The organism is Turicibacter sp. TJ11 (assembly GCF_021497505.1).
Taxonomy (GTDB): domain Bacteria; phylum Bacillota_I; class Bacilli_A; order MOL361; family Turicibacteraceae; genus Turicibacter.
The window spans coordinates 1931263-1950000 of record NZ_CP069349.1 but is presented as its reverse complement, the minus strand read 5'-3'; the positions used below and the strand labels follow the sequence as shown (position 1 = coordinate 1950000).

Genomic DNA, 18738 nt, shown 5'->3' with positions numbered 1-18738 from the left:
CGACAGGACGGAAAGACCCCGTGGAGCTTTACTGTAGCTTGATATTGAGCACTGGTGGCACATGTACAGGATAGGTAGGAGACGAAGAAACCAGGACGCCAGTCTTGGTGGAGTCGCTGTTGGGATACTACCCTTGTGTTACTGGGGTTCTAACCCGTGGCCCTCATCGGGTCAGGGAACAGTGTCAGGTGGGCAGTTTGACTGGGGCGGTCGCCTCCCAAAGAGTAACGGAGGCGCCCAAAGGTTCCCTCAGAATGGTTGGAAATCATTCGAAGAGTGTAAAGGCAGAAGGGAGCTTGACTGCGAGACCTACAAGTCGAGCAGGGACGAAAGTCGGGCTTAGTGATCCGGCGGTACCGAATGGAAGGGCCGTCGCTCAACGGATAAAAGCTACCCCGGGGATAACAGGCTGATCTCCCCCAAGAGTTCACATCGACGGGGAGGTTTGGCACCTCGATGTCGGCTCATCGCATCCTGGGGCTGTAGTCGGTCCCAAGGGTTGGGCTGTTCGCCCATTAAAGCGGTACGCGAGCTGGGTTCAGAACGTCGTGAGACAGTTCGGTCCCTATCCGTCGTGGGCGTAGGAAATTTGAGAGGAGCTGTCCTTAGTACGAGAGGACCGGGATGGACACACCGCTGGTGTACCAGTTGTTCTGCCAGGAGCATCGCTGGGTAGCTACGTGTGGACGGGATAAACGCTGAAAGCATCTAAGCGTGAAGCCCCCCTCAAGATGAGATTTCCCATTCGAAAGAAGTAAGATCCCTTGAAGACGACGAGGTGGATAGGTCAGGAGTGGAAGTGTGGTGACACATGGAGCGGACTGATACTAATCGATCGAGGACTTAACCAACGAAACTGAAGAAGATATCTAGTTTTGGAAGATTAACGAATCTTTCAGAGGTCTAGTGATGATGGCAAGGAGGGCACACCTGTTCCCATACCGAACACAGAAGTTAAGCTCCTTAGCGCCGAGGGTAGTACGCAAGTGCGAGAGTAGGACGTCGCTGGGCCTTTCATTAAATACCTGCGGGTGTAGTTTAATGGTAGAACTTCAGCCTTCCAAGCTGACTGTGAGAGTTCGATTCTCTTCACCCGCTCCAATTGATGATAATGCACCGCAAGGGTGCTTTTTTTTGTTTTCTTTTACAAAATAAAAAGCCAAAAATGAAATTGTGGATAAGTTTAAGAATAAACAAAAAAGCACTAAGATCACTCTAGTGCTTTTTCATGTTAGTTCTAGATTACTTATTTTCATCAAGTAATCTAGAAATATCTCCACCATATTCGATTCCACAGGCTTTTCCAATTCCGTGATAGATGAGAATATTTTTCTTAACGTCCATCAATGTCATTTCTACTTCACCTTTTAGAGTCTCCTCTAATAAAGGTGACATCTTTCCGTTTTGTGGACCAAAACATTCAACAAAATCTTCCGGTTTAGTTTTTGTTTTGAGTATGAGTTGAAGATGTTGATGAGTCGCACATAAAATAATATCGCGATCACAAACTTGAATGTTAATTTTACTACGATTCATAGTTGTAAATGAATAAAATTTATCGTCAACAGTAACTCCAATTAAAAAACCACGAAATTCTTTAAGAATAGGAAAGGGAACAATTCCAAGTGAACAAGTGACAGTTGCACGATGATCAGCAAAGCTGTTACTTTGTATCCAAATCCATGAAGTAGGAAAACTTTTTCCCCAATTTTTTTCTATATAGTATTTTCCGTTACTAAAATCAATAACCTGTTCACCAATCTTTAAATGCCCTTCTTCGATCTCTCCATCAATTGCACATACTTGACTGTAACATTCCATAAAAGGTAAGTAATTATAAAACCCCATACTTCCTGGATTAAGCTTTGAGTCTGGCCATTTTTTAGGAGTTCCTAAATATAATACACCATTTAAATCTTCAAGATTAACAACAATCTTATTAAAGCTAAATTCATTGATTCCAATGTTTAATTTCAAATGATGATTATTGGAATAAAAGTCATTAACATTAAAACGATAGTAATTGTATGTATGATTAACTAAGTTAACTACTTGAATAAAGCTATGATGTTCTTTGGCATCTTCACTTCTAGCGATTCCGGGAATAAGTGCTAAAGCATAGGTTGCAGTCGCATCAACGATTTTAAAATACCAACCTTCAAAAAAATTAGTATACTGATCGTGGCCATGATATAAATCAGGGTTTATTTTCATTATTAGCCCTCCATATATTAAGTTTCTTGTAAAAGTGAATATTTCGTGTTATTATGTGCAATATCAATATTTGTTATACAGAGGGTGATATTTTGAATTCATTATTTGATTCAGTTTATAAAATAATGGTTGATTCATTTCCAATGGAGGAAATTAGAAGTTATGAAGGACAAAAAGAATTATTAAGTCGAGAAGATTATTATATAGAGACATATGAGCAAGAAGGACAATTATTAGGTATTTGTGCTTACTATATTTTTGATGACTTTTTATACATTGAAAACTTAGCTTGTAAGCCATCAGCAAGAGGATTAGGAATTGGAACAAAACTTGTTCAGGCTATCTTAAAAGAAGCCAATGGTCGTCAAGTTATTTTAGAAGTAGAGCCACCGACTGATGAAATAACGAAAAGAAGAATTCGTTTTTATGAACGTTTAGGTTTTACATTCAATCCTTATGAGCATTTTCAAGCGCCATTAAATCCTACAACAGGTATGGTAGAGCTAAAAATTATGTCTTCACTAGGAGCATTAACTGAAGAACAACAGCAAGCTTATCGTCGTGTACTTAATGAAAAAGTCTATCTTGTTGATCCAAATTTCATGATTTAAAATTAAACTCTATAAAAGAAGACTAACAGCTATAAAGACTAGTCTTCTTTTTTGTTGAAAAAGATTGAATATTGTCATTAAAAGATTGATAAGTTTTATAGGAGAAAGTATACTTATAAAATCAGCGATAAAATTTATTTATAAGGATGGTATAAATGATGAAACAAAAAAATAAATTACAACAAAAAGGCTCGTGTAGCTCGTATCAACTAAAGGACATTTTAAAATTCTTAATTCCTTCTTTAATCGGTGTTGTTTTGTTTATGATGCCAATCTCTCATCAAGGACAAATTACAATTCCAATTGCTTTACTCTCTGAATGGGTGCGAGAAAGTTTAGCAGAGGTATTGCCAACTATTATATTAGGTCTGGTCATGACGACCGCTATCGGATCAATTGTGACAAAGCTTTTAAAACCTAAATTTATTGTTCAAAATGAGTTTTTAAATAATTTATTTACGGTCACACCTGTTTGGTTTGTCATCCGTTTATTAGCCGCTATTTTCGTGGTGATGACCCTTTATGAAGTAGGGTTTGAAGCTATTTTTTCATTAGAAACGGGTGGACTTGTTTTATATGATTTGCTGCCTATTCTTTTTTCTGTGTTTTTATTCGCAGGATTATTTCTGCCACTTTTATTAAATTTTGGACTATTAGAGTTTGTTGGAACGTTGTTATCAAAGATTATGCGTCCAGTTTTTAATCTTCCTGGACGTTCTGCTATCGACTGTATTGCTTCGTGGTTAGGCGATGGAACAATTGGAGTATTGTTAACGAGTAAGCAATATGAAGAAGGCTTTTATACAAAGCGTGAAGCCTCAGTTATCGGAACAACGTTCTCGTTAGTTTCTATTACGTTTAGCTTAGTTGTCATCAATACTGTTGGTTTAGGGCATATGTTTGTTCCATTTTATTTCACCATGACGATTGCGAGTTTAGTAGCAGCTGTTATATTACCGAAACTTCCTCCATTATCTAAAAAAGAAGATACGTTTTTTGATGGAACATCAAAAGTAGATGAGGATGAAACACTACAAGGTGGTCATAATTTTTCTCATGGACTTGATCAAGCCGTTAAAAAAGCTAAATCACAGGATATAATGAAGGTTTTATTCGTCGATGGCTTTAAGAATGTATTAGATATGTGGCTAGCTGTTATTCCGATTGTTATGGCTGTTGGAACGATAGCTTTAGTTGTTGCAGAATATACGCCTATTTTTAAGATTTTAGGATTACCATTTTTACCGATTTTAATGTTACTGCAAATTCCTGAAGCTTTAGCTGCTTCACAAACATTAGTAGCTGGATTTGCTGATATGTTATTGCCATCTGTCTTAGCTTCAGGCATCGAAAGTGAATTAACTCGATTTGTGATTGCTGCAGTATCTGTGTCACAATTAATTTATTTATCAGAAGTAGGAGCCTTATTACTAGCTTCTAAAATCCCAGTGAATTTAAAAGAATTATTCATTATTTTTATTGAGCGAACATTAATCACGTTACCAGTCATTGCGGCTATTGCTCATTTAATTTTTTAAACTAAAAAGGGGGCTGTATCAAAATGACTAAAATTTTATAGTCATGGAGCGACATGCTCCTTTTTTTGGCTATTCATCGTAAAAAAATCAGTCTGTAAATTTAATTTTATGGGTTAGACTTAATTTTAAGCACGACGAAAAGAAGGACGTTTCTTTCCTTCAAAATGACAGTCTATTCTGATTTTTTAAGCCACTTTCCCTGGATGAAGTTGTTGTCCGCAACGATGGCTTTGAATTTTGTTATGTAATTTTTGCACATTATATCCAAAACATAGAAGCAATAGTTCGACTGTGACCTGAATTTTTCCACGGGTTAAAAATTTTCTGAAGCCGTAATCTTGTTTTAACACGCCAAAAGCACCTTCGACTTGAATCGAACGATTCTTTCTTAACAGAATCCCTTCTTCACTTTGGATATTTTTAAGTGACTCTGTTCTTAGCGAAAGCATTTTTTTAGACACTTCCAATCGTTTTGAGTTTCCTTCTTTCGCTTTTGTACATTTTAAACGCAAAGGACAATCTTGGCAGGTTTCACATTCATAAATCGTGACTTCTTTTCGATAACCGGTCTGACTTTCTCGAATTTTAACTTCGATCGGTTTTAACGTTCTGCCATTTGCGCACGTATAGGTATCGTTGAGTTCATCGTACGTCATGTTTTCTCGTTTCCCCAGTTGAGCTTTATATTTTCTTGTTTTTGAGGTTTCATAGTTGAGGGGCTTAATGAAACCTTTTTGATGGTTTTCCTTCAAATAAGCATAATTTTCTTCACTTTCATATCCAGCATCCGCAATGATTTGTTTAAACGTTCTGGAAAGCCGACCTTTCAGGGAATCTAAAAATGGAATGAGTGTGGGGACATCGTTAGCTGACTGAAAAACGCCCACACCTACGATATACTCGGCCTCAACTCCAATCTGGACATTATACCCAGGTTTGAGTTGCCCATTTTTCATGTGATCTTCTTTCATTCGCATGAAGGTGGCATCCGGATCTGTTTTTGAACAACTTGAGCGGGTTGAACCGATCATTTTTTGATAGTCCAAGTAAATGATTTGTTTCTCTATGAATGCTTCAAGTGTTTCAATCTGACGTTGAAGCTCTGTTTTTCGCTTCCCTTTCCCATAAACAAATTCAAGAGATTGCTCGATGACTTTTTCTTTTAAATTCAATAAACAAGCCTCTAACACAGGTAATGGATTCTTAACATCAAATGAATAGGAAGTGAGATAGCTGTCATTCACTTGTTGAAGGAGTTTTTCTATTTTGACCTGGAGCTTCGCTTCATTTTTAGTCACTGATTTTAACCAAATAAACGAATAGCGATTGGCATTGGCTTCAATTTTTGTTCCATCAATAAATAGGTTTTTAAAATGAATTTCATCTAAGGTGTGAAGACGCTCAATGAATTGATCAAATAAATCTTCCATGACACCATCGCTTAAATGATGTTTTCTAAATCGATTAATCGTATGATGGCTAGGCGCTGGATATCCATTTAATAACCAGATAAAATGAATATCCCGTTGACAAAGTCGCTGAATTTCTCGTGAAGAAAAAGAGCGATTCATATACGCGTAAATTAAAATCTTAAACATGATCACCGGTGGTACGACAGAATTTCCCCCTTTATCAGAGTAAGTGCTTAATAATTTTTTATAATCTAATCCCTCCAATAATTGATTAAGCAAACGTACAGGATCATGAGGTGGAATATAAACTTGAATATCCATCGTTAAAGAGAGTTGATATCCAGCTGAATAAGTTGTATAATCTTGATGTATATTTTCTTGATTACGCATAAAAAAAGTATACAAAAAAGCAGTCCCGAATGGGACTGCCTTTTTTTGTATCTTTTAGATTTTTAATTCAAGGGCCATCTATTTTGAGACAGCCCCCTTTTTTTATTTTCGGTGATTAATTCTGGTCATCTTGTTTGAAACTAAAGCTAGATTCATGAGTTGTAAAAGAATGATGAAAAATTAATTAGTTAGCTAATAGTTAGTTGACTAACTATCTTTAATAGCATATGATAGTTCTAGATTGAAGAGAGGTGAAATAAGATGGATAGTCAACGAATCAATGAATTATCTGTTTTGTTAGGCCATTTGATGAAAAATCAGATGTTAACAGTTCAGCGAAGGTTAGAGGAACATGGTTTATGTCGGGCACAGCCTGGAATTGTTCATATTTTATCTAAGTGTGATGGATTAACTCAAGTAGAGCTTGCTAATAAAATGTGTGTGACACCTGCTACCGTTAGTGCGATGTTAAAGCGTATGGAACGTGATGCGATCATTAAACGAAAACGTAGTTTAGAAGATCAGCGGGTCACGCATGTTTACTTAACGGATAAAGGCAAGGATCAAGCTAGGATCGTTAATCAAGTTTTTCAAGAATTAAGTGTTCAGGGATTTGGTAACTTTACAGAAGATGAGTTAACACAAGCTAAATATATCTTAACCAAGTTAACTGAAAATTTTAAAGATTAAGGGAGGTATAGAGATGTTAAAGTTATTTAAAGGATTGAAGCCTTATTGGCTTTCAGTCGTTGGTGTGCTTGGATTAGTTTTTATTTCTACCATGACTGATTTATCGTTACCTGATTTAATGTCAGACATTGTGGATACAGGAATTGTAAAAGGAGATATTCCTTATATCCTTGGACGTGGTGGAATGATGTTACTCGTTGCTTTACTGGGAACAGCTTGTACAATCGGAAGTAGCTTTCTTTCAGCGCGAGTAGGAATGGGATTTAGTCGTGATTTAAGAAAAAAAGTGTTTGAAAAAGTTGAATCTTTTTCATTAACGGAAATCAATGAAGTTGGAACAGCGTCATTAATTACTCGTACGACAAATGATATTAATCAGGTGCAGATGGTTATTATTATGATTATGCGCATGATGTTAAGTGCGCCACTTATGATTGTAGGAGCTTTAATTATGGCGCTTCGAAAAGACGTTGAATTATCTAAAGTGATCTTAATCGTTATTCCGATTATCGTCGTTGCTATCTTGACCATCGCTAGATTTACAATGCCAATGTTTAAAAAAATGCAAAAGAAAATTGATAAGTTAAATTTAGTTGTTCGTGAGAATTTAACCGGAATTCGAGTAATTCGTGTCTTTAATAAAGTTAAGTCTGAACAAGCTCGATTTAATCAAGCAAGTATGGAAGTTTCACGTGTTGCAACGGTTGCTAACCGATTAATGGGAGCTTTAATGCCACTCATGATGTTAATCTTAAACCTATCTATTATTTCTGTCATTTGGTTTGGTGGGATTCGTATCAATGAAGGGGACTTAATGGTAGGAGATTTAATGGCCTTTATTCAGTATTTAACACAAGTAATGTTCTCGTTATTAATGTTAACGATGATGTTTGTGTTAATTCCACGTGCACAAGCGTCAGCGGTACGTATTAATGAAGTATTAGATATGCAATCACCCATTCAAGAGCCTGAACAAGCTGTTCAATCACGTTTAAAAGGGCATGTTGAATTTAAAAATGTTTCCTTTGGATATGAAGGTGCAGAAGAATATGCCATTACGGATATTTCATTTGTTGCTAAACCAGGAGAAATTACTGCCATTATTGGTGGAACTGGATCAGGTAAATCATCCATTTTAAATATGATTCCACGCTTTTATGATGCCGCTGAAGGTGAAGTATTAGTTGATGGAGTGAATGTACGCGATATGAATCAACAAGAACTTCGCTCGAAAATCGGCTATGTTCCACAAAAAGCTATTTTATTTTCAGGAACTATTAAAGAAAACCTTTTATACGGAAAAGAAGAAGCAACGGATGAAGAAATTTTACATGCGCTTGATGTAGCTCAGGCTACAGATTTTGTCTCTAAAATGAAAGATGGAATTGAATCGCCTATTTCACAAGGGGGAACAAATGTATCAGGTGGACAGAAACAGCGTTTATCTATCGCACGAGCTATTGTTCGTAAACCAGAGATTTATTTATTTGATGATAGTTTCTCAGCGCTTGACTTTAAAACAGATGCTAAATTACGTGCTGCTTTAAAAGAGGAAACGAAAGATGCAACAGTTATTATTGTTGCTCAACGTGTGAGCACGGTTATGGATGCGACACGTATCTTAGTTATGAATGAAGGTCGTGTCGTTGGTTGTGGGACTCATGATGAATTATTAAAAACGAATGAAATTTATCAACAGATTGTTGAATCACAATTTAAAAAAGGAGAGGAGGAATAATTATGGCTGGACCTATGGGACGTGGACCACGTACAAGTGGTGAAAAAGCAAAAGATTTTAAAGGAACATTAATTCGCTTAAGTCGATACTTAAAACCTTATCGTGTTGGTTTAAGTGTTGTGATCGTTGCTGCAATCACTAGTGTTATTTTTTCAATCATCTCTCCTAAAATTATGGCAAAAATCACAGATGAATTATTTCGCCCAATGTTAGAAAGAATTCAGGGGAATATGACGCCTTCTCCAATTGATTTTAATTATATTTGGAACATTGTTGTTATTTTAATTATCCTATATGTCATCAGCGCCGCATTTAATTATTTACAACAGTTTATGATGGCAGGTATTTCACAAAAAGTTGTTTATGATTTACGTTATGAGATTGATGAAAAACTAGCTAAATTACCTCTTAAATTTTTTGATTCACATACACACGGTGAATTACTGAGTCGCTTTACAAATGATGTAGATAATATTAGTAGTACCTTACAACAATCGATTACTCAAGTCATTACTTCCGTAACAACCATTATTGGGGTGTTGATCTTGATGTTAACGATTAGTCCAACTTTAACATTAATTTCTTTAGTTGTTATTCCTTTTTCAGGTGTGTTAATGATGATGGTCATTAAACGATCACAAAAATATTTTATTAGCCAACAAAAAACACTCGGTGAATTAAATGGTCATATTGAAGAAATGTATACAGGACACAACGTCGTTAAAGCATTTGGTCACGAGAGAAAAGCAATCGAAGAATTCGATGAAATTAACGAAAGACTTTATGGTGTTGGATGGATGGCACAGTTCTTATCAGGATTAATTATGCCAATTATCAACTTCATCGGAAATCTAGGATATGTAGTTGTGGCAGTTGTAGGTGGAATTTTAGTTACTAAGGGACGTATTAGTGTAGGGGATATTCAAGCTTTCATTCAATATAGTCGCCAATTCACTCAACCAATTGCTCAAGTAGCTCAGATTTCTAATATTATTCAGTCAACGGTTGCCTCAGCTGAGCGTGTCTTTGAGCTACTAGACGAAGAAGAAGTGGTTCCTGAACCAAGTCAACCCGTTAAAATTGAAAATGGACAAGGTGCTGTTGAATTTGAACACGTAAAATTCGGTTACCGTGACGATCGCATTTTAATTAATGATATGAACATTAAAGCGGAACCTGGTCAAATGGTCGCGATCGTTGGTCCAACTGGAGCAGGAAAAACAACATTAGTGAATCTGTTACTTCGTTTTTATGAAGTCAATGAAGGCCGCATTTTAGTAGATGGTGTAGATATTACCAAACGAGATCGTGCGGATTTACGCAAGCAGTTTGGAATGGTTTTACAAGATACGTGGTTATTTAATGGAACGATTCGTGATAATATTGCTTACGGTAAAGAAGATGCTACAGAGGAAGAAATCATTGCTGCTGCTAAGGCAGCACACGCTGACCATTTCATTCGTGTCTTACCTGATGGTTATGATACGATTTTAAATGAGGAAGTTTCAAATATTTCTCAAGGGCAAAAACAGTTATTAACGATTGCTCGTGCACTATTAGCTGATCCTGAAATTATGATTTTAGATGAAGCAACAAGTAGTGTGGATACCCGTACAGAAATACAAATTCAAAATGCAATGAAGCAATTAATGAAAGGTCGAACAAGTTTTGTTATCGCGCATCGTCTATCAACGATTCGTGAAGCGGATGTTATCTTAGTGATGAAAGATGGGGATGTGATTGAAACGGGAAATCATGAAACATTAATGGCCCAAAACGGATTCTATGCTGATTTATATAATAGTCAATTTAACCAAGATCAAGAAGTATAACTAGAAAAAAGTCTATGATTAACTCATAGGCTTTTTTCTCATTTTATTGCGAGATTTGTCGTAAAAAATCGGACATTAGTTGCTCTTTTTTAAGAAGAGTTAGTCTATAATAGGTAGTAATTAGATGAAAATCTGATTGTTTTTATAAGGAGGGGAGAAACCTTTGATTTTTGATACGCACACGGATATTTTGTATCATATTGTAAATAAGCGATTAAGGGGTCAACGCGGGGTGGTAGAATCCTATCATATTCCTGAGTTATTAGAAGGAAATGTGACAGGAGGAATTTGGACGTATTATACTGATGTAGATCAGACATTACATAATAACTTTGATGAGATCATCAATTATATTTTAGAGGAACTTGAAGAATCACCCGATGTACAAGTTGTATTATCTAAAGGCGATTGGGCAGATCATAAAGTAAATGTCATTCTTGGGCTTGAGAGCCTAGCACCTGTTAAAGATATAAAACATTTAGAGTGTCTATACGAAAAAGGATTTCGTCATGCGATGTTAACGTGGAACGAGAAAAATCAATTTGCAGCGGGAGTTGGATGTCAAGATGGTTCAGGACTGACGCTTTTAGGCTGTGAACTTGTTCGTAAAATGAATGAGCTTGGAATGGTTATTGATGTTTCACATGCTAGTGTTCAAACGTTTGATGATATTTTATCAATAAGTAAAGCACCTGTTATTGCCTCGCATTCAAATTGTTATTCACTTACACCACATCCACGAAATTTAACAGACGATCAGATAAAAGAGATCGCCACGTTAGATGGTGTCATTGGAGTGACGGCTGTTAAGCATTTCACGAATCAATTGAAGCCTGATGTTGAATCATTAGTCGATCATATTGATTATATGAAAAAGTTAGTCGGAACTCGCCACATTGCACTTGGTTTTGATTTTATGAATTACTTAGGTTCAGAAGATAGTGATTCGAATCTAATTGATTGTCGAAGCGCCGCTTCTGCTAATAATGTCATCGATGAATTAATCAAGCGACACTACAATAGTGCTGAAATTGATGCTATTACGCATGGAAATGCTAAACGAGTGATTAATCATATTTTAAAAGATTAAAAAGCTAGTCAAAATGACTAGCTTTTTCTCTTCTTAATAAATTTTTTGGTTAATGGGACAATAAAACAGACTAAAGTTAAAGCAGTCACGACATATTTTGCAGCTTTAAAAAGAGGATGCTCATCAATAAAAACTTGATAAATGTCCATTTCATCCTCTTCATCAACCAGCATAAATTGTAATTTTTGAAGTAAGTTTTGAGAAGGGACATTCTCTTTGTGGCACTTAGCAATAATTGATTTAACTTCAGGCTGCGTGACGGCCCAGTCGAGAAGAGCATCGATCGCTTCCGTAGCATAGCCTTTACGACGTTTAGATTCAATGATTTCATAACCAATTTCTACTTTGCCATCTGCATCAGGATTACCTTTATAACCTCCATCACCAATTACTTGATTTGTTTTCTTTTCAATAAAAATCCAAGAGGTAAATCCGATTTTAGGAGGGAGGAAGCGATAAAGTTCTTCTTTCATCCAAGTTAATAATACTCGATTATCTTCAGTTAACCATTCGTCTGTTGAGAATTCTGTGACGTTGTTATTAAGAATTTGTTCAATTAGAGTTTCGGTTAAAGGGTATAGCATTAAATGTTTGGTTTCAAGCTTCATAAAACTTAGGCTCCTTCTAGATTTAATTAGTTTCATCATAACATAAAAAGAGGGATTACGTCCCTCTTTTCTCGTTAATTATTTTGTGTTGAAATAGTTAATACGATTAACGTTTTTGATAAATAGTATCTAACATGAGTATAAAGTCATCATAAGTTTGAACGGTATCGTTAACTTTATACTCCTTAATGTCAAAGGTATTAGCTGTTGGATCAATAGAAAAAAGAATTGAAAATGTTGCCTCTTCTTCTTCCCAGTAGGCTTGACCACTAAACATTATGGTTTGATCGTTTAGAACTTGCCAAGTCGGTTGATAAAAAAAGCTATTCAAAGCTTTTCCTATTGTTTCATCCGTATAGGATTCGAGTTTACTATTTTGGATGAATGTTATGTTAGATGAGGCAGTGGATGAATGAAGGGTAAGATAAACAAAAAATAAGCAAATGAATGAGATGAATAAACAAATCACACTTCGAATCATTCGCTTATAAGCGAGAGTTTGTTTTTCTATTTTTTGATGAGAATCATCATGTACCAAGAAAGCCATCTCCTTTCTAAACATTATAAATAACTAAACGAATTTAATGTAAAAGAGTTGTTGTTAGGTAAAGGAAATGACTAATGGTGTGATTGTTTATATTTGTTAAATAAAAATGATTGAGAGAGATTAAAAAATTAGTGTTGTTTATAATATATGAAACACAAATGAAAAGTATTAAAAAAAGAGCGAAAATAACGCTCTTTTAGTAACGATTAAATTTAAAGATTTCTAGTTCTTTTGGATTTTTTCCTGCGACATCTTGAGAGATTAGCTTAGCACCAATGAGTGAGTAAAGCATTCCGTTTGAACCGTAACCTAAGTTGAAGTAAGCTCCAGGATAATCAGGATGTTTCCCAATGAAAGGAAGTCCATCATTTGTATCTACAAATAGACCATGAAACCAACAATCGGTTTTAATATTCTCAATTTCAGGAAACATATGACGGATACGACGTAATAGTTGATGATATTGTTGTAGCGCTAATGGATGACGATCACCCATATTTGCGACTTCACCATCTAAATTATCCACAGCTAAGTCTTCTCCACCAATAATGATTGAATTACTTAAAGTTGGTCGAATGTAAGTGTAAGGTTCTTGGTCATCACGGATGATACATTCTTCTTTCCATCCATGAAACTTTTCCACAGGTTTAGTTAAAATAGCAAAACTACGACTTAACGTATAGAATGGTTTTTCATGTTTGAACCATTCTAATGCATCATATCCCGTACAGATAATGACCTGATTAGCTGTAATTGTAAATCCTGCATCTGTTGTTAGAACACTTTGAGTTGAAGATAAGTTGTAGTCTGTAATTGTCGTATTTTCAAAAACTTGTAAACCTTTTTTAATGTTGTACTCAATTAAATCACGTGTAAATTGAACGGGATTAATAATGGCTGCTCCGTAATGAGAGTAAATACCGGCTTCGAAGTTAAAGCTAAATTCATCTTGATGGGTTTCTGAAGTAAATAATTCACAGTTGATTCCAATTGCCTGACGTGATTTACAATCATCTGCCATGTAATCTACTTTACGTGGATCTTGTGTATAAAGGAAGCAAGGTCTAAAGGCAAAGTCGCAGTTACTATTAATTTCTTTGACAATTTGACTCATTTCCATGACTGCTTGGTAGTTAAAAAGAAAAGTCTGTTGAGCTTGTTGTTCACCAACCAATGACATTAATCGATTTAATCCGGTATCAACTTCATATTGTAAAATAGCGGTCGAAGCAGCAGTCGATTGATTTGCAATTTTATCTTTTTCAACCAATACACAGCTCATTCCTTGCTTCATGAAATAATGGGCTGTAAGTGCACCTGTTGTACCGCCACCCACGATAACAATATCCGTTTTTATATCTTGTGTTAGAGGAGGATTCGTTGTTCCTTCTACGTTGTGTTTAGCCCAAAGTGGACTATCGCCTGTCATTCTCATATTATCACCTCTAAAAGTACTAAGCATATTTTTTTGTTAAATGTTAGTGTAACCTTCTTATTATAAATATTTTAATCTTTTTTATCAAAAGGATTTTAGAAGAGTTAAAATGAAAAAAATAGTTTTTTTGTAAATTGATTTCACCTTTTTTTATTCGTTCTTATTTTTGATGATATAATAGTATATTGAGTAAAGTGAAAAGCTAGGGAGGCTCAGGTATGAAATCGGGTTGGATGAAAGGGACGATGATTTTAACAATCACGGCTTTTTTTGTTAAGTTATTAAGCTTATTGTATAAAGTACCATATCAAAACCTTTCTGGTGATGAAGGTTTATATGTGTTTCAACAAGTTTATCCATTGATCGGAATATACACAACATTAAATGGAGTCGTATTACCAACAATCATTTCAGAGTTATTATTAACTCATCGTTATAGTGAAGATATTAAACGATACATTAAAAATTCGTTATGGTTATTTAGTTTAATCTCATTCGCGGCCTTATTTATGGGAAGTCATTTCTTTGCCTATGCAATGGGTGATATGCAGTTAAGTTGGCCAATTCGTATGGTTGGTTTAGCATTTTTATTAATTCCAATCATCTCTTATTGGCGTGGTGTCGCTCAAACGAGAGCGGAGACGATTCATATTGTTGGTTACTCATCAACGATTGAACAATTTGTTCGAGTCATTGCGATTATCATAGCCGTTTTTACACTTCAAGGGCAAAGTATTTATAAGTTAGCTTATTTTGCTTACTTGGGTGGATTATGTGGCCCACTGTTAGCCATTGGCTATTTATTATCTAGGAAATTAGATGATCAACCACAAATTTACTTAAAGATGACTTATCGTCCACACTTTTTCAAAAAATGTATTTATTTATTTTTAAGTGCTGGAATTTTAATTTTGTTTCAATTAATCGATAGTTTCTTTGTCTTTAATTCGCTTGTCAATAGTGGTGTCTCTTCTTTAGAAGCCATGTCACTTAAAGGAAGTTTTGATAGAGGATTACCGATTGTTCAAACAGCAACGGTCTTTACGACAGCTATTGTTTCGTCTACTATTCCACAAATGGCAGATTTAAGAGATGTAAAAGAACGTAAAAAAATATTTAATACGGCCTTATTTATTGTCATTGCTTTATCTATACCGGCTTGTGTAGGGTTATTTAATGTGGTGGATGAGTTAAATATTGTTTTATTTAAAGACTCTCACGGAATTGAAGCATTAAAGTTATTAACGATTCAAGTATTATTTTATCCATTTGTCTTTTTATGTACTGCTATTATGCAACAAGAAGAACAATACTCGAAGCTATTAATTTCTGTTTTAGGTGGAATTTTAATTAAAATTTTATTAACAGCTCCATTAACAGAAAGTTTAGGAATTTGCGGGACAGCCATTGCATCAGTAGCATCACTTGCAATGATGGCATTCATTAATTTATGTCAGTTTAGAAAGATGATGTATTCAAAATCATTTTTTAATTTACTAAAGGTAAGTTTTGCGACGATGTGGTTATGGTTAGTCTTAGACTTTATAGAGCCTTATCTGCCTAACCTATTATCAGGATTAGCAGCAGATGTGAGAGGATATCATGCTTGTTCGTTGCTTGTTCAGATCTTAGCTGGAGTTTTAGTTTATGGGTTAGTAATGGGAATTTTTCTTATGACTTCTCAAGTGACGTCAAAGCGTGCTAAACGCCGAAAAAAGTCTATCAAAAAGCAGGCTGTAAAAAGACAACCCGCTAAGTTATAAGCTGAATAAACCATGAGTTTATGAACAAGATAAATAAGAATAATCGTTTGACGTTTAAGATAGGAAGGGGCATCATTAGATGATTTACATTGTAGGACTTGGAGCTGGAGATGAATCACAGCTAACGTTAGGTGTGGTAGCCAAACTAAAATCAGGATTACCGTTATTTTTAAGAACGGCAGAACATCCGATGATTAATTTCTTACAACAAAATAATATTGAATATCGTGCATTTGACGATGTTTACATGAAACATGAAACGTTTGAGGCTGTTTATGAAGAAATTATTGAAACAGTAAAAAAAGAAGCTGAAAAAGGTGATTTAATTTATGCAACACCAGGACATCCGTGTGTAGCCGAATATGCTGTTAAACGTTTAATGGCAGAAACAGAGGCTGTGATTGTTGGTGGACAAAGCTTTTTAGATCCGATGTTTGCAGCACTTGCAATTGATCCAATTGAGGGATTACAAGTTATGGATGCTTTAGACTTTGATTATGAAGCGATTGCACCGAAACAACACTTAATTATTCCTCAAGTTTTCGATCAATTAGTTGCATCAAATTTAAAATTAGATTTAATGGAAGTTTATGACGATGAGTATGACGTTTGTATTGTTAAGGCAGCGGGAAGTCATCTAGCCGAATTAAAATGGGTAAAATTATATGAATTAGATCATAATTTTAAATTAGATAACTTAACAACGATTTACGTACCGCCGATGAAAGCTTAAATAGTGAAAGGGGACTGAATATGCGTTTAGATAAATATTTAAAAGTGTCACGCTTAGTCAAGCGTCGTACGTTAGCTAAAGAAGTAGCTGATAAAGGTCGTATTGAGATTAATGGAAAAGTCGCGAAATCAAGCTCTAGTGTTAAATTAGGTGATGAGTTAACTTTATATTATGGAAATAAAATTTTAAAAGTTCGCGTGACGGATATTAAAGATTCAACGAAAAAACAAGATGCAGCTTATATGTATGAAATTATTTCGGAAGAGCGTATCGAACGACCAGCTTTAGATGAAGTAACAGGAATTGAAATTTTTGAATAAGAAAAGAGGACCGATGGTCCTCTTTTCTTATGTTGATTTGTATTATTTTTTAAATGGATTGACAATACATGTATTAGGATCATACAGTTTATCAATTTCACCGTTTCGATACATCCATTCTTGGCAAAGATTAAAATCTTCTACGGAATATACAGATTGAGGTTCAAACGTAAACGATTCAAAACGTTGAGCTAATTTTTCATTGTAATCACAATCACGTGCATATTGAACTCTTTGCTCTGGTGTAGCTGTATTGAAGATTTCAGTTGTTTCTTCTAATGCTTGATAGAAGTTAGCTACAGCTTCTTGATTATGATGGTAGAATTCTTCATCAAACGCCCACATCACAAAGTTATGATGACTATTTCGTAAACTCCAGATGATCTGTCCACCCGCTTCTAAAACATCGGTAACAAACGGATCGATAGCAACTAAAGCATCAATATCACCTTTTGATAAAGCTTCAAGACGCTCATAGGAATTATTAATCCAAACAATCTCAGCATTAGGGATCATGTCCTTTAAATCATTCTCTAAAAATAAGCGAAGTAATCCTGTACGATTAGCTCCAATTTTGAGATGAGTTAAATCAGTGGGAAGTTCGGGACCTCCTACTAAATGAATCGTTCGTGTTAAGTCTGAAGTAATAACTGCTTTTTTTCCACGCTTAAGCATGTAGAAAAAGAACGTTGTATCACCTACCATGGCATCGGATTCTCCGTTAAAGAATGGATTATTTCCGTTAAAGGTAAAATCTTCAGTTGTGGATAAGTTAACAGTAACTTGATGTTTAGCAAATAGCCCTAATTTTTCAGCTAATAAAACTTGAAGAGTTAATGGATTTTTTTTAATAAGTTGTAAATTAATTTGATTCATACGATTCTCCTTATTGAAGTAACAAATAAATGAAAAACTCGACTGATAAAATTAAGTTAAAACTATAGATCAATAAGAGTGGACGTGGTCCCCACTCTCGCCCCATTTCAGGATAAACATCTTGAATGTGATAGTAGTCTTTGTACCAACGCACATAACCATAATAATAAAAAATTAAAAGTCCGGTTACAAGCATCACAAGCGTAATACTTCCTATGACATAAAGCATGAGCCAAGCAGCAATCATAATTAAAGCTTCAGGAATAATGATTTTAATTGAATTTCTAAATCCAATCACATGAGGTAATGTAACACGTTTTCCCATATCTTTTAAGAAGTCTGATGTGTTATTGGTTGACATTAAAAATACTGTCATCATCATGGGAATTATAGAGTATAAAATAACAGAAAGATTCAGATGATCCGTTTGCAAGTAAGCTGAAACAATTGTACTAATCGAACCAACAAAAAGACCTGATACGAGCTCTCCAACAGGATAAACAATGTAAGGCTTTGGTCCGAGTGAATAACAAACGGCAGCAATCACACTTAAAATTCCAATTGCTAAAATGTTAAAGTTTTTAGTGATAAAGACGAGGCTTAATCCAGCGACAGCACTAATAAATAAAAAGAAAAGTAAGACGATGATGCTATCTAAAAAAGTTGCATCTCCTCGAACAAGTCCTTCGCTTCCAGCGTGATATGTGAACGTTTCTTCATTTTCTTCATCTTCTAGATAAGCACGAATTTCATTTGCAACATTGGCAACAATGTTCAAGCAAAAGCCAGTGATGAACATTAATATTAATGGAATCAGTTTTAATTGTCCCACTAAATAGGCTCCAAATAAGCCTCCACTTAAAATGGGTAAGCCTGTAGCAAAACCAGTACGAATTTCCATGACGGTATAGCACCGCTTAAAAAAGTTTTTTTGAGTCATA

At 35.1% G+C, this 18738-nt stretch carries 16 protein-coding genes, 1 tRNA gene and 2 rRNA genes (1 of these 19 only partly in view); 12 read left to right on the top strand and 7 right to left on the bottom strand.

All coding sequences use genetic code 11. The features are described 5' to 3' along the window. From JRC48_RS09365 to JRC48_RS09355, 3 genes are all read left to right on the top strand, one after another. Positions 1-851, top strand: a 23S ribosomal RNA gene (locus JRC48_RS09365) (it extends 2040 nt beyond the left edge of the window). Positions 852-902: 51 nt separating this feature from the next. Continuing rightward, a 5S ribosomal RNA gene (rrf, locus tag JRC48_RS09360) occupies positions 903-1011 on the top strand. 16 nt (positions 1012-1027) lie between these two features. Beyond that, positions 1028-1101: transfer RNA gene (locus JRC48_RS09355), tRNA-Gly, on the top strand. A gap of 141 nt (positions 1102-1242) precedes the next feature. Here JRC48_RS09355 and JRC48_RS09350 read toward each other — a convergent pair. Next, positions 1243-2214, bottom strand: coding sequence for a tocopherol cyclase family protein (locus tag JRC48_RS09350; RefSeq protein WP_235069301.1), 972 nt, complete (start codon positions 2212-2214; stop codon positions 1243-1245). 92 nt (positions 2215-2306) lie between these two features. Between JRC48_RS09350 and JRC48_RS09345 the strand changes: the two genes are divergently transcribed. Together JRC48_RS09345 and JRC48_RS09340 are read left to right on the top strand one after the other, a co-directional pair. Then, positions 2307-2825, top strand: a complete 519-nt coding sequence (locus JRC48_RS09345; protein WP_235069300.1) for a GNAT family N-acetyltransferase — start codon at positions 2307-2309, stop codon at positions 2823-2825. Between the two features lie 158 nt (positions 2826-2983). Next, entirely contained in the window at positions 2984-4363 is a 1380-nt protein-coding gene (locus tag JRC48_RS09340) for a YjiH family protein (RefSeq protein ID WP_235069299.1), read from the top strand. Between the two features lie 185 nt (positions 4364-4548). Here JRC48_RS09340 and JRC48_RS09335 read toward each other — a convergent pair whose 3' ends face one another. After that, positions 4549-6165: an IS1182 family transposase gene (locus tag JRC48_RS09335; protein WP_235069298.1), complete on the bottom strand. Its 1617-nt coding sequence runs from the start codon at positions 6163-6165 to the stop codon at positions 4549-4551. A gap of 261 nt (positions 6166-6426) precedes the next feature. Between JRC48_RS09335 and JRC48_RS09330 the strand changes: the two genes are divergently transcribed. The 4 genes from JRC48_RS09330 to JRC48_RS09315 all read left to right on the top strand — a co-directional run bounded on the left by JRC48_RS09330 (position 6427) and on the right by JRC48_RS09315 (position 11515). After that, positions 6427-6855 (top strand): MarR family winged helix-turn-helix transcriptional regulator, encoded by a 429-nt coding sequence (locus JRC48_RS09330; RefSeq protein WP_235069297.1) that lies wholly within the window; start codon positions 6427-6429, stop codon positions 6853-6855. 13 nt (positions 6856-6868) lie between these two features. Beyond that, positions 6869-8593, top strand: a complete 1725-nt coding sequence (locus JRC48_RS09325) for an ABC transporter ATP-binding protein (RefSeq protein WP_235069296.1) — start codon at positions 6869-6871, stop codon at positions 8591-8593. Between the two features lie 2 nt (positions 8594-8595). Then, positions 8596-10425: an ABC transporter ATP-binding protein gene (locus JRC48_RS09320; protein ID WP_235069295.1), complete on the top strand. Its 1830-nt coding sequence runs from the start codon at positions 8596-8598 to the stop codon at positions 10423-10425. A 163-nt stretch (positions 10426-10588) separates the two neighbouring features. Continuing rightward, complete coding sequence (locus JRC48_RS09315) at positions 10589-11515, top strand: dipeptidase (RefSeq protein ID WP_235069294.1); 927 nt, start codon at positions 10589-10591, stop codon at positions 11513-11515. A 17-nt stretch (positions 11516-11532) separates the two neighbouring features. On the opposite strand, the gene JRC48_RS09310 is transcribed toward JRC48_RS09315, so the two are convergent. The 3 genes from JRC48_RS09310 to JRC48_RS09300 form a co-directional block, all read right to left on the bottom strand. After that, positions 11533-12123, bottom strand: coding sequence for a GNAT family N-acetyltransferase (locus JRC48_RS09310; protein ID WP_235069293.1), 591 nt, complete (start codon positions 12121-12123; stop codon positions 11533-11535). 106 nt (positions 12124-12229) lie between these two features. Then, positions 12230-12661 (bottom strand): hypothetical protein, encoded by a 432-nt coding sequence (locus JRC48_RS09305; protein ID WP_235069292.1) that lies wholly within the window; start codon positions 12659-12661, stop codon positions 12230-12232. Positions 12662-12866: 205 nt separating this feature from the next. Next, positions 12867-14105, bottom strand: a complete 1239-nt coding sequence (locus tag JRC48_RS09300) for an FAD-binding oxidoreductase (protein ID WP_235069291.1) — start codon at positions 14103-14105, stop codon at positions 12867-12869. 218 nt (positions 14106-14323) lie between these two features. Between JRC48_RS09300 and JRC48_RS09295 the strand changes: the two genes are divergently transcribed. The 3 genes from JRC48_RS09295 to JRC48_RS09285 all read left to right on the top strand — a co-directional run bounded on the left by JRC48_RS09295 (position 14324) and on the right by JRC48_RS09285 (position 16921). Then, entirely contained in the window at positions 14324-15868 is a 1545-nt protein-coding gene (locus JRC48_RS09295) for an oligosaccharide flippase family protein (protein ID WP_235069290.1), read from the top strand. Positions 15869-15947: 79 nt separating this feature from the next. Next, positions 15948-16601: an SAM-dependent methyltransferase gene (locus JRC48_RS09290; RefSeq protein WP_235069289.1), complete on the top strand. Its 654-nt coding sequence runs from the start codon at positions 15948-15950 to the stop codon at positions 16599-16601. Between the two features lie 20 nt (positions 16602-16621). Then, on the top strand, positions 16622-16921 hold the full coding sequence (locus JRC48_RS09285; RefSeq protein ID WP_235069288.1) for an RNA-binding S4 domain-containing protein: 300 nt from the start codon (positions 16622-16624) through the stop codon (positions 16919-16921). 42 nt (positions 16922-16963) lie between these two features. Here JRC48_RS09285 and JRC48_RS09280 read toward each other — a convergent pair whose 3' ends face one another. Next, positions 16964-17797: an ABC transporter substrate-binding protein gene (locus tag JRC48_RS09280; RefSeq protein ID WP_235069287.1), complete on the bottom strand. Its 834-nt coding sequence runs from the start codon at positions 17795-17797 to the stop codon at positions 16964-16966. 10 nt (positions 17798-17807) lie between these two features. Further along, on the bottom strand, positions 17808-18737 hold the full coding sequence (locus JRC48_RS09275; protein ID WP_235069286.1) for a prenyltransferase: 930 nt from the start codon (positions 18735-18737) through the stop codon (positions 17808-17810). Position 18738: the final 1 nt, after the last annotated feature.